Genomic DNA, 11,536 nt, shown 5'->3' with positions numbered 1-11,536 from the left:
GAATCTTCTCCTACGAAACCAGACCGAAAGTAATGGACAGCGGCAAGATGATGTTGCCGATTACGACGATCGCTGGCAGCCAGTAGGCCAAGATGACCATGATGGCGTGTCCACGCTTGCCCAACCAGCCGAGGTCAGAAACCGCGAGGTAAATGCCGTGGGTCAGGTGCAGGAACAGCGCCAAGTTGGCGATGACGTAAATCAGGGTGACCCACCAGCGTTCAGGAGCGAACGTTGCGAGCATGTTGTTATGTACAGCGCCTGCCTCGAAGGAAGCGGATGCAACGCCTGCACCGATGGTGAGGTCCAGCAGGTGGAAGATGATGAACAGCAGCAAGATCACGCCGGTGACCAGCATGTAGCGAGCTGCAGAGGACTGCAAACCACCCATGAGGTTGGTGCGCTTGAACTTGCCGCGGGAGCGCTTGGAGCGACCGTGCAGCGCAAATGCGCCGTAGAAGTGAAGCACGATTGCAACCAGCAGCACGATGCGGATGATCCACAGGAATCCCTCACGTGGGAACAGTGGGTAGCCGATGGTGCGCAGGAACTCACCGTACGAGTCCAGTGCAGGCACTCCATCAGTTGCCGGCATGAAGAGCTTCAAGTTACCGACCATGTGGCCGAGGACGAAAAGCGCGAAAAGCAGGCCGGTAATGGCCATTGTCAGTTTGATTGCCCAGGTTGGGAAAGATGGCCGCTCGCGCAGCGGCTTTTCAGTGATTTTTCCGTGACGAATTGAGTCACGGTCTGCGTTTTGTACAGTCATGGCACCTCCAGTGTCGCTATTACCTTACGGCTTAGAGTTGGTCGCGTCACAGCGATCGGGGTATTCCGATTGGGCCACCCCCTTTGTAAGGGTGCAAAACGCCAGATCAGGTTAGGTGTGACCAATCTTCACAGGCCACGCTTTGCAAGCTTGTGTAGATCGCACCCCACCTACCGCGCACGCAGCGAGATCCCAGTTAACCCACAGTATCGATCCGCTTCGCTTTGCAGGCCAGAGACTTACCGGAACGGCCGTACTGTGATTTTGCGCACGAGAGCACCGTTCGACAGGGGTGCGACACCCTACCCCACCCTTCCGGGGTGCATCTTTCGTTTGGACCAAAAACCTGCATGTCTGGTTAAGTCCAGCTTCCTGGGCAGTTAAGTTTCTTCACAGTGTTTTTCACACACATCTTCGCAATCTTTGATTGAATTGTCCGCATGAGTAAGACGTACGTGGGCTCACGCCTTCGCCAACTCCGCCGCGAGCGCAACCTCAGCCAAGCCGCCCTCGCAAGCGCCCTTGACCTGTCCGCCAGCTACGTCAACCAAATCGAACACGACGTCCGACCACTGACGGTGCCTGTTCTGCTGCGCATTACCGAGGCTTTCGGCGTGGATGCCACGTTCTTCTCGCGTGACGACGACTCCCGGCTCCTCGCTGAGCTCAAAGACGTCGTCGCCGACCAAGAGATTGCCGCCAGCGACGTCGAGATCCAAGAGCTTTCCGACTTGGTCTACAACCACCCCACCGTCGCGCGTGCCATGGTCGACATGCACCGCCGTTACCGCAACGTGCGTGACAAGCTCACGATGGCCACCGATACCCGCAAGACCTCGCAGGCGATTTCAATGCCGCACGACGAGGTGCGCGACTTTTTCTACTCGCGCCAGAACTACCTCAACGAGATCGACCACACCGCCGAGCGCCTCTCCCTCGACCTCGGCGTGAGCCAGTTCGGCATCCGCGAGACCGAAGAAGCCATCCGCGACCGCCTCGTTTCCCGCCACAACATCGAAGTCACCTCGATGTCCGGTGTCGACGGCACCCTGCACTCCTTCGACCCCGAACGCGGCCTCCTCGAACTCTCAACCATCCTCTCCACCGGACAGCGCGCCTTCCGCATGGCCAGCGAGCTCGCATACCTCGAGGCATCCGAGCTTATCGACGAAGCGCTTGCCGACGAGCCATTCACCTCGGAGGCGTCGATCAACCTCGCGCGCCGCGGTGTGGCGAGCTACTTCGCGGCTGCGACGATTCTCCCCTACGGACTTGTCCACAAGGAGTCCGAACAGGTCGGCTACGACGTCGACTACTTGATCAACGCTTTCGGGGTGGGCTACGAGACCGTCGCTTCGCGACTTTCTACTCTGCAGCGCCCGAACCTACGTGGCGTGCCGTTTACCTTCGTGCGCGTCGACCGAGCCGGCAACATGTCCAAGCGGCAGTCGGCAACCGGCTTCCACTTCTCCACCTCGGGTGGCACCTGTCCCCTGTGGAGCATCTACGAATCGTTCAACCAACCCGGCGAGATAGTCCGCCAACACGCCCAAATGCCCGACGGGCGCACCTACCTTTGGATCGCGCGCACCGTGCGCCACCACCGCCGCAAGTTCCAGGACACTGAAAAGCTCTTCGCCATCGGACTTGGATGCGAGACGCGCCACGCCGATCGCACAATCTATTCCATCGGGCTGCCGCTTGATGATGCCGAACAAGCCACACCGATCGGCTCCGGTTGTCGCGTTTGCCCCCGCCAGCATTGCGCACAGCGCGCATTCCCGGCGATCCACCTCCCGCTTGAGATCGATCCGCACTCAACTGCCATCGCGCCGTACTAGTGCTGATTTAGTGCTGTCTGACAAACGAAAAAAGCGCCAGCCCGTCATGGGCTGGCGCTTTCGTCGATAAGCAGCTTAGAAGTTGATCATGTGGCCTTCAATGCCATGCGCTGCTTCCTTCATCGCCTCCGACATCGTCGGGTGGATGTGGACGTTGCGCGCGATCTCGCCTGCAGTGAGATCGAAGCGTTGCGCCAGGGTCAGCTGTGGGGTCATATCGGAAACGCCATCGCCGACCATGTGACCACCGAGCAGCTCGCCGTACTCAGCGTCTGCGATGAGCTTGACAAAGCCCTCGGTAGCGTTCGCGCCGACAGCCTTGCCGTTTGCCGAGAACGGGAAGGTGGACACCTTGATTTCCTTCTCTGGCCATTTCTCCTTTGCCTGCTCCTCGGTGTAGCCGAAGGATGCGACCTGAGGGTTGCAGAAGGTTGCGCGTGGCATCATGAGGTAGTCGCCGAGGGTCTGGGTCTCAGCCCCTGCGATCACCTCTGCCGCGACGACACCCTGTGCCTCTGCAACGTGTGCGAGCTGCAGTTTCGCAGTGACGTCGCCGATGGCGTAGATTCCGTCAACGTTGGTGCGCATGTATTCGTCGATCGCAATTGCGCCGCGCTCGGTGAGCTCGACGCCGGTGTTTTCTAGGCCGTAGCCCTCGGTGCGAGGACGGAAGCCGACGGAAACCAAAACGCGATCCACGGTGATGGTCTCGGTCTTATCCGAGCCCTTCTTCTGGTAATCGACCTCGACCGAGTCGCCATTGTCGCGCACAGCGGTAGTTGCGTGGCCCGACAAGATCTTCACGCCAAGCTTCTTGTACACCTTTGCAATGGTCTTGGAGATTTCCGGATCCTCGTTTGGCAGCACGCGATCCATGTACTCGATCAGGGTGACGTCGACACCGTACGCGTTGAGCACGTACGCGAACTCCATACCGATCGCGCCGCCGCCTACGATCACCATCTTTTGTGGAGCCTCAGGGTTGAGAATGTGCTCCTCGAAAGAGACAACGTTTTCAGAGAACTCGACGCCACGCAGAGTGTTCACCACGGAACCGGTGGCGATGATGCAGTCGTCGAAAGTAACAACCTTGCCCTGATCGTCGCCCTCGGTGATCTCGATGGTCTTCGCGTCCTTGAAAGAACCAAGGCCGTGAATCTCGGTAATCTTATTCTTCTTCATCAGGTAGTGGATACCGCCGACGATCTTGTCAGAGACTTGGCGGGAACGCTTGTGCGCGTCCGAGTAATCCATCTCAACATCGCCCTTGATGCCGAAGGCTTTCTTTTCATGCGTGAAGATGTTGGCAACTTCAGCGTTCTTGATCAGAGCCTTGGAAGGGATACAACCAACGTTGAGGCACACACCTCCCCAGTACTGCTTCTCAATGACAGCAACTTTCTTGCCAAGCTGTGCTGCACGGATGGCGGCCACATAGCCACCAGGGCCAGCGCCGAGTACTACTACGTCATAATGTTCTTGAGTCACAAAGCCAAGGATACGTGTCTGTCTGTTTCCGTGGGCCAAGTCCCCTGCCCTTCTCACCCCTGTGGGGGCAAACGAAAGCGCCTCACAGTTTTCACTGTGAGGCGCTTTCAGAAGTTAGCTGATAAAGAGCTGTCCTAGAACAGGCCCATGCCCAAAGCGGCAACGGAAGAAGCAGAGGAAGCTGCGTGGATCATTGCGCCCAAAACTTCGTTGATCTGCACCTGGATCATTTCTAGAGGAGACATGTTTTTCCTTTTCTATGAGGGTTTGGCTGGCGTTGATTATTCTCTAGGTCTGTCGCCCGCGCACGCGGAAGCGTTACACAAGCAATTCCCAGTTTTGGATTATGTCACAGTTTCCACTTGTGTAACAGCCCAATGGGGGTTAGAGTCAACTCACAGCAAACAGTTACCTGGCTAACGTTTCACTCACACGATACGATAACCCAGGTATGTGGCATTCGTAGGAATGTCGCCTAGTACTTAATCCATGCATAATTCGATGCACATAGCTCAGGAAGACACCGCCTCTATGAATATCAAGCGTTCCGTTATCGCAGCTTGCACTGCAATTGCCATCGCTGCTGGCGCCGTACCAGCCAACGCAGCAGACGTAACCCCAGAACAGGCAGCAGCTGGCGCTGCACAGGGCGTCGTTAAGCAGCTCACTTCCGTTCCTCACGCAGTAACCACCGGCAAGCCACAGACCTGGCTGTCTTACGTCGACGGCAAGACCATCCTTGCTTACGACGTCTACTCCCCATCCATGGACCGCGACATCCCAGTCGCAGTAGTTCCGGCGAAGGACGCAAACGGAAACCGCATCGACGGCGCACCAACCGTCTACATGCTCAACGGCGCAGGTGGCGCAGAGCAGGACGCAGATTGGCTTCGCCAGACCGAGCAGCTGAAGTTCTACCAGGACAAGGGTGTCAACGTCGTCATCCCACAGGCTGGCGCATTCTCCTACTACACCGACTGGGTCACCGAAGACCTGCACACCCCTTACCTCAAGGGCCCACAGAAGTGGGAAACCTTCCTGACCAAGGAACTCCCAGGCCCAATCGAGCGCGAACTCAAGGCAGACAACCGCCGCGCAATCGTCGGATTCTCCATGTCCGCAACCTCCGCCCTGCTCCTCCCAGAGCACAACCCTGGTTTCTACGACGCAGCAGCATCCTTCTCCGGCTGCGCAGCAACTTCCTCCCCACTGGAAAACCAGTACCTCAAGCTCACCCTCCAGCGTGGTGGCGCAACCCCTGAGATGATGTGGGGCCCAATGGGCAGCCCAACCAACCGCTACAACGACGCTCTTCTGAACGCCGATAAGCTCCGTGGCACCGACCTCTACATCTCCTCCGCAACCGGCCTGGCATCCCAGACCGACACCGCGGGCTACCTCATCGGCCAGGGTGCAAACCCACAGGCAGCATCCGCAGGCGCAGCAGTCCTGCAGATCGAAGGCGGCATCATCGAGGCAGCAGTAAACAAGTGCACCCACGACATGAAGGCAAAGCTCGACCACCTGGACATCCCAGCACACTTCGAGCTGCGCAACACCGGCACCCACTCCTGGGCACCATGGCGCCTAGACATGGAGAAGTCCTGGTTCCAGACCATCGCTCCAGCGTTCGGCATGTAATCGCCTAAACGCATCGAACACTCAAAGGCCCCGGCTCGTCCGGGGCCTTTATGCTTGGTAACCAATGGATACTTCAATCTCGCCAGAGCTTCTCGACGACATCACCGCCCCCGAAGCCCTCGCCTGGGCCGGATCCTGGTCTGCGAAGACCTTGGCAGGCCGTGACTTCACCGCCTTGCAAAGCAGAATCCGCGAAGTGTTGGACACCGAGGCCCGCATCCCCTACGTCACCCGGCGCGGCGAATTCCTTTACAACTTCTGGCGCGACGCCTCCCACCCGCGTGGACTGTGGCGGCGCACCACCCTAGACAGCTACCTTTCCGAGTCCCCCACCTGGCAGGTGCTCATCGACGTCGACGCACTCGCCGCCACCGAGGGTGAAGACTGGGTTTGGAAAGGCGCTCACGTCCGAACCCCCGATTACGACCGTGCGCTCATCCGGCTCTCCCGAGGTGGCGCCGACGCGACAGTTATCCGCGAATTCGACATCACGTCGTGCGAATTCCTTCGCAATGGATTCACACTACCGGAGGCGAAGTCAGACGTGAGCTGGGTTGACCTTGATACGGTGCTGGTCGGGACCGATACCGGCGAGGAATCGTTGACGTCTTCCGGCTACCCAGTCGAAGTGCGCACCTGGCGGCGCGGTGAATCCATCGAGGACAGCGAAGTCTTCGCACGAGGCAACTACGACGACGTGCTCCTGGGTGCGTGGCACGATCCCACGCCAGGTTTCGAGCGCACCGTGGTAGCTCGTGCAATCGATTTTTACAACACGATCACGTCGGTTTCTACCGAACGCGGCCTGCAAACCCTCGAACTCCCCACCGATTGCGAACCCGTGTTACACCAGCAGTGGTTGTTTATCCTTCCGCGTACCGACTTCGGAGCCGTGCCTGCCGGAGCATTGGCTGTCATCGAATTAGATAGCTTCCTCGACGGCAGCCGCGAGTTCACCTTGTTGCTCGTGCCTGATGCCCACACCTCAATTGCGTCGCTTGCGTTCACAGCGTCAACGCTGCTGGTCACTTCTCTTGTCGACGTCGCTACCCACATCAGCGCATTCGAGCTAGGCACGTGGCAGCGCTCGGAACTAGCGATTCCGGAGGCTTCAACCGCATCAGTCGTTGCGACAAGCCCGCTTGATGGCGACGAGTATTGGATCAACGCGTCGTCGTTTAGCACGCCTTCGACGCTGCTTCGCAACGGCGAGACAGCAAAGCAAGCACCTTCGCTTTTCGACGACACCGGCTTGGAAACTCGTCAACATTGGGCAGAATCCGCCGATGGGACAAAGATTCCGTACTTCATCACCGGCGACTTTTCCTTGGGCAAGCGCCCTACTCTGGTCGGTGGCTATGGAGGCTTCGAGGTGTCGCTAACCCCGGGGTACTCGGCCGTGCGGGGAATTAGCTGGTTGGAAAAGGGCTACTACTTTGTCCAGCCAAATCTGCGTGGCGGTGGCGAATTTGGCCCGCAATGGCATTCGCAAGTGGTCAAAACCAACAGGCACAAGGTGTGGGAAGACCACCACGCGGTCCTGCTCGATCTGGTTGCGCGCGGCTATTGCGAAGCCCAACACATCGGCATTCGCGGCGGATCCAACGGTGGCCTTTTGACGTCTGGTGCACTGGTGCAATACCCGGAGGCATTCGGGGCGGCTGTCATCCAAGTACCGCTGACGGATATGCTTCGCTACCACACCCTTTCCGCCGGAGCCTCCTGGATGGCGGAATACGGAAACCCTGACGATCCCGAGGAACGCGCTGCGATTGAAAAATGGTCGCCTTTGCACAACGTATCGTCGACAAGCGTGTATCCGCCGGCACTCGTGACGACTTCTACTCGCGACGACCGCGTCCACCCCGCCCACGCCCGCACCTTTGCTCTCGCGCTTGCGAAGGCTGGCCAACCCGTCGACTACTACGAAAATACTGCCGGCGGGCACGCTGGCGCGGCCGACAACGAGCAGACCTCGCGGGTGGAGGCACTTATCTATTCCTGGCTCGAGGAGAAGCTGGCGACTCGTGTCTCTAAGTAACTGGTGGCCGAGTAGGATGATCCGCACCATGATACTGAAAAGGCTGCGCTCCACCCCGGTCCCCGGCACCCGTGATTCCTACACCGGTGTCGATTTCAACCTTGGCTTCCATGTTCGCCACTACGACTTGGATCTCACCTACCGAGTAGACCCGAACCGACTCGAGGGCACAGCCACTCTGCGTATCGAGAACTGGCGGGATCTCCCTGGGCTCACTCTAGATTTGCAGCAGAACATGGTCGCCCGGCGAGTAGTCGCCCGCGGGAGCGCTGGTATTAACGTGAAAGTCGCCAAGTTCAAACAGTCCGGCGGAAAACTTCGCATCACCTTCGCAGAACCCATCCCCGTCGACACTGAGTTCACTCTCACGATTTACTACGGTGGCAACCCCCGTCCGCGGCGAACAACTTGGGGTGACATTGGGTGGGAAGAACTTGACAACGGCTCTCTGGTCGCCAGCCAGCCCAACGGCGCGCCCACTTGGTTCCCTTGCGACGACACGCCAGATGAGAAGGCCAGCTACAAAATTCGCATCAGCGCCGATGACCCGTATGTGGTCATTTCGAACGGGCAACTCGTCGATAAGCAAAGCGGCGGAAGTCGTACCACCTGGACTTATGAGACGCCCTTCCAAATGGCTTCCTATTTGGCAACAATCCAGGTCGGCGAATACATTCGCATCGACCTAGGGCGCAATACGCATGCGTGGGTAACCCCGGAGCATGCGACGGAGGCCAGGGTTGCTTTTCGAGACCAGCAGGAGATGCTGGACTTCTACGAGGGCCTTTTCGGTGATTACCCGTTCTCGGACTACACGGTTGTCGTCACAGATGACGAGCTCGAGATCCCACTCGAGGCCCAGGGACTGTCCATTTTCGGTGTGAATCACCTCGAAGGTTGGGAACGCCTGATCGCGCATGAGCTTTCGCACCAGTGGTTCGGCAATTCCCTGGGGGTGGCGCAGTGGGACGATATTTGGCTCAACGAAGGATTTGCCTGTTATTGCGAATGGCTGTGGTTCGAATACACCGGAACACCAGTGCAGATCAACGTGGACAAAGAATACGAAGCTTTGCAAAGAAAACCGCAAAACATTATTGTCGGCGCGCCGGGTCCAAAGGATATGTTCGACGATCGCGTGTACAAGCGCGGTGCCATCACCCTCCATGCCTTGCGGGTTCTCCTCGGCGATCAAGCGTTCTTCGCAGCAGTTCGTCGCTATGTAGGGTCTGGGCGGCACAGCGTGGTGGAGCCAGTCGATTTGAAGCGCGAACTCTACGAGGCAGCCCGCAGCGTCTCAGTGGAACCTTCGCTTATCGACGACACCCTGCACGCCTGGTTGTTCTTGCCTGAACTACCGGAGTGCCCACAATGAGAGCTCTCTCCTTTGCAACGGTCTTTGCAGCCCTGTCAGGATTCATTGTCCTGTGGATTGCCCAGTGGCCGTTGGATACGGAAACGGAGCTTCGCTATTTTCAGGCCTATTGGGGGCTTTTCTTCGCATCAACCGGATTAGTCGACGGAATCACGCAAGAAACTACGCGTGCCGTGGCAGGGTCACGCGAAAGCAATCAACGCAGAAATGCCAATCCCTGGAAGCTCGGCGGTGCTGTGGCCGCAATTGTTGCCGGGGTGGCCCTTGCGCTCGGCTTCTTGCTAATGGCGCAAGTGGTTCCCACCTCGCCTCAATTCGCATCCCTACTCTTGGCTTTCGGCTTGATGAGCTACGTCTTCCAGGCTGTCCTATCGGGCATTTTGTCTGGTGCTCAACTGTGGAATCAGTATGCCGGACTCGTAGCACTCGATTCAGGCATCCGCCTAGCTTTAGTAATTGTCGCTTGGTACCTCGGATGGGGTTTGGAAGCTTTCCTTCTCATTACTGTGATTGGCGCGCTCAGCTGGATCGCGATTCTCGGACTATCGCCTACTGCGCGAACTTCCATACGCACAGCCCTAGATGTAAACCAGGGTGCTTTTGCCCGTCGAGTAGTGTCTGCCATGCTTGCGTCGGGATCTACGGCGGCGCTAATCACCGGCTATCCCACCTTTCTCAACGCCGCGTTTCCCCACGAGGATCCGACGACGCTAGTGACAATAGCGGGTATTGCGAACGCCGTGACGCTCACCCGCGCCCCGATCCTGGTTCCGTTGCAAAGATTTCAATCGGCACTCGTCGTGCGTTTTGTTGAGTCGAAGGATCATATCTACATCGCGGTGGCCCGACCTGTAGCTGCAGTGCTGGGAATTGGTGCGTTGGGCTTCGTGGCCGCATGGCTACTAGGCCCGTGGATCTTGCGCATTGCATTCAAAGAAGAGTTGTTCGTCCCCGGATTAATCCTCGGCCTGCTTACTTTCGCGTCGGCGCTAGCTGGCAGCCTGATGGTGACTGGAACAGCTGTACTCGCCCTCGAGCAGCATACGTGGTACGTGGCTGGTTGGATTTTGGCTTCCGTGGTGGCGTATAGCACGCTGTTTTTGTCTTCACTGGGTTTGGTTCCTGCTGTGTGCACGTCGCTGATCGTGGGCCCGCTTGCAGGTGCCGTAGTTCATCTAGTCGCTCTCGGGCGCGCGCGTGTAGCCCCGCACACGACTTACGCGCAGGGCTAAACGATTCTCATTGCTCCCCCTTGGGCAACCGGGTGGGAGTTTTTCTTTGGTGGACCTCGAAAAGGTGGGACGTGTTGGACATGTCCGTCGATACGGTCGAGGTATCCGTACCGTGGACTCCCCCTATCATCATCGTTGCGCCCATTGTGAAACCTGCACACGGTAGCAAGGTTGTCAATGTTGGTTTCGCCACCCGCGGACCAGGCCTGATTGTGGTTTATTTGGCAGTATTCCGCGCCGACCCCGCATCCTGGCCAAGAACACACCGGATTCTCAAGTGAAGCCATTAGGCGTTGTTTTTTTTCGTCGCAAAGCGACTGGTGCGGTACACATTGATCGGGCCGCGCACTGGGTCCACCAGCATCGCATAACCATAGTCGGCGAGTGCATTGCGAATAAAGTCGGCGCCAAGCATCCGTGTGCCGTTGGTAAGAGACAGAATTACTTCGTCGCCCTCGGCAGTGATGAGCGCTCCTGCATCGTCGATGGAAATGATCACTGCTGGTACAACTGCCGGCCCAGCGGGATTTCCCCCACCAGCAAGGATTTTCATCGCTCGCTCGGCAGGGTGCTCTTCGCTGGCGTGCTCGGTCAGAGCATCCATTGCGGCTTTTACCAGGTGGCCCGGCGCGCACGCACGGAAGTGCATATAGGTGGAATCAGGAATTGCTGTCGCGCGCAGCGATGCCTTGTTTGCGGGCTGCTCGGGGCCGTTAAATTCGCTGAGAAGTTCTTTGCCTCGCTCGTTGATGCGCTTCAAATTGGCGGGTTCTTTGCACAGTGCTTTTCGCATTGCCCACGCGTGGGCTTTGTTTTTTAATCTGCCGACGAATGTTTCGATTTCTCCAAGTGTGTTGAAAGTATGTCGGTTTTCGCGCGCTGAGCGGCACGCTTGGGCCTGTTTCTTACCCGCGTGCGTTGGGCCGAAATATACCCCGGCGAGGCGGACGACTTTCCGGGCCATTCGCGAGTCCAAACCCGCTTCGACGAGATCCCCGGCAGTCGCGCCGAATGCGCCATCAAGGATGCTGATGGCGTCGGCCCAACTGGCGGCGAATGTCTCGAATGCGGTCATGAATGCCACGCTAAATGGTCGCCGCAATAGTGCAATGTCGCCCTCTCAAAACTGTGGATAGAGGTTGGTATTCC

At 58.0% G+C, this 11,536-nt stretch carries 9 protein-coding genes; 5 read left to right on the top strand and 4 right to left on the bottom strand.

Annotated features, from left to right (window positions below; translation table 11 throughout):
* Positions 1–10: 10 nt before the first annotated feature.
* Entirely contained in the window at positions 11–769 is a 759-nt protein-coding gene (locus tag QP027_RS00855; RefSeq protein ID WP_284825306.1) for a succinate dehydrogenase cytochrome b subunit, read from the bottom strand.
* Between the two features lie 440 nt (positions 770–1,209).
* Between QP027_RS00855 and ramB the strand changes: the two genes are divergently transcribed.
* A complete protein-coding gene (ramB, locus tag QP027_RS00850; RefSeq protein WP_284825305.1) occupies positions 1,210–2,610 on the top strand; it encodes an acetate metabolism transcriptional regulator RamB in 1,401 nt (466 codons plus the stop codon).
* 75 nt (positions 2,611–2,685) lie between these two features.
* Here ramB and lpdA read toward each other — a convergent pair whose 3' ends face one another.
* The gene (lpdA, locus tag QP027_RS00845) at positions 2,686–4,098 is read right to left on the bottom strand and encodes a dihydrolipoyl dehydrogenase (RefSeq protein WP_284825304.1); all 1,413 of its coding nucleotides are present in this window, start codon (positions 4,096–4,098) and stop codon (positions 2,686–2,688) included.
* A gap of 531 nt (positions 4,099–4,629) precedes the next feature.
* On the opposite strand from lpdA, the gene QP027_RS00840 reads away from it, so the two are divergent.
* The 4 genes from QP027_RS00840 (at position 4,630) to QP027_RS00825 (ending at position 10,387) form a co-directional block, all read left to right on the top strand.
* Positions 4,630–5,739 carry an alpha/beta hydrolase gene (locus tag QP027_RS00840; protein ID WP_284826875.1) on the top strand — a complete coding sequence of 370 codons (1,110 nt, stop codon included), beginning with the start codon at positions 4,630–4,632 and terminating at the stop codon, positions 5,737–5,739.
* Positions 5,740–5,803: 64 nt separating this feature from the next.
* On the top strand, positions 5,804–7,780 hold the full coding sequence (locus tag QP027_RS00835) for a prolyl oligopeptidase family serine peptidase (RefSeq protein ID WP_284825303.1): 1,977 nt from the start codon (positions 5,804–5,806) through the stop codon (positions 7,778–7,780).
* A gap of 28 nt (positions 7,781–7,808) precedes the next feature.
* Complete coding sequence (locus QP027_RS00830; protein WP_284825302.1) at positions 7,809–9,155, top strand: M1 family metallopeptidase; 1,347 nt, start codon at positions 7,809–7,811, stop codon at positions 9,153–9,155.
* Entirely contained in the window at positions 9,152–10,387 is a 1,236-nt protein-coding gene (locus tag QP027_RS00825; protein ID WP_284825301.1) for a hypothetical protein, read from the top strand. The genes QP027_RS00830 and QP027_RS00825 overlap by 4 nt, the downstream gene beginning before the upstream one ends.
* Here QP027_RS00825 and QP027_RS00820 read toward each other — a convergent pair.
* Both QP027_RS00820 and QP027_RS00815 read right to left on the bottom strand, forming a co-directional pair.
* Positions 10,384–10,674: an HNH endonuclease signature motif containing protein gene (locus QP027_RS00820; protein WP_284825300.1), complete on the bottom strand. Its 291-nt coding sequence runs from the start codon at positions 10,672–10,674 to the stop codon at positions 10,384–10,386. The genes QP027_RS00825 and QP027_RS00820 overlap by 4 nt on opposite strands.
* On the bottom strand, positions 10,674–11,462 hold the full coding sequence (locus QP027_RS00815; protein ID WP_284825299.1) for an HNH endonuclease: 789 nt from the start codon (positions 11,460–11,462) through the stop codon (positions 10,674–10,676). The genes QP027_RS00820 and QP027_RS00815 overlap by 1 nt, the downstream gene beginning before the upstream one ends.
* Positions 11,463–11,536 lie beyond the last annotated feature (74 nt).

The organism is Corynebacterium breve (assembly GCF_030252165.1).
Classification (GTDB): domain Bacteria; phylum Actinomycetota; class Actinomycetes; order Mycobacteriales; family Mycobacteriaceae; genus Corynebacterium; species Corynebacterium breve.
Note: the sequence above shows the minus strand (reverse complement) of the source record. Positions and strands in the feature narration are given on the sequence as shown.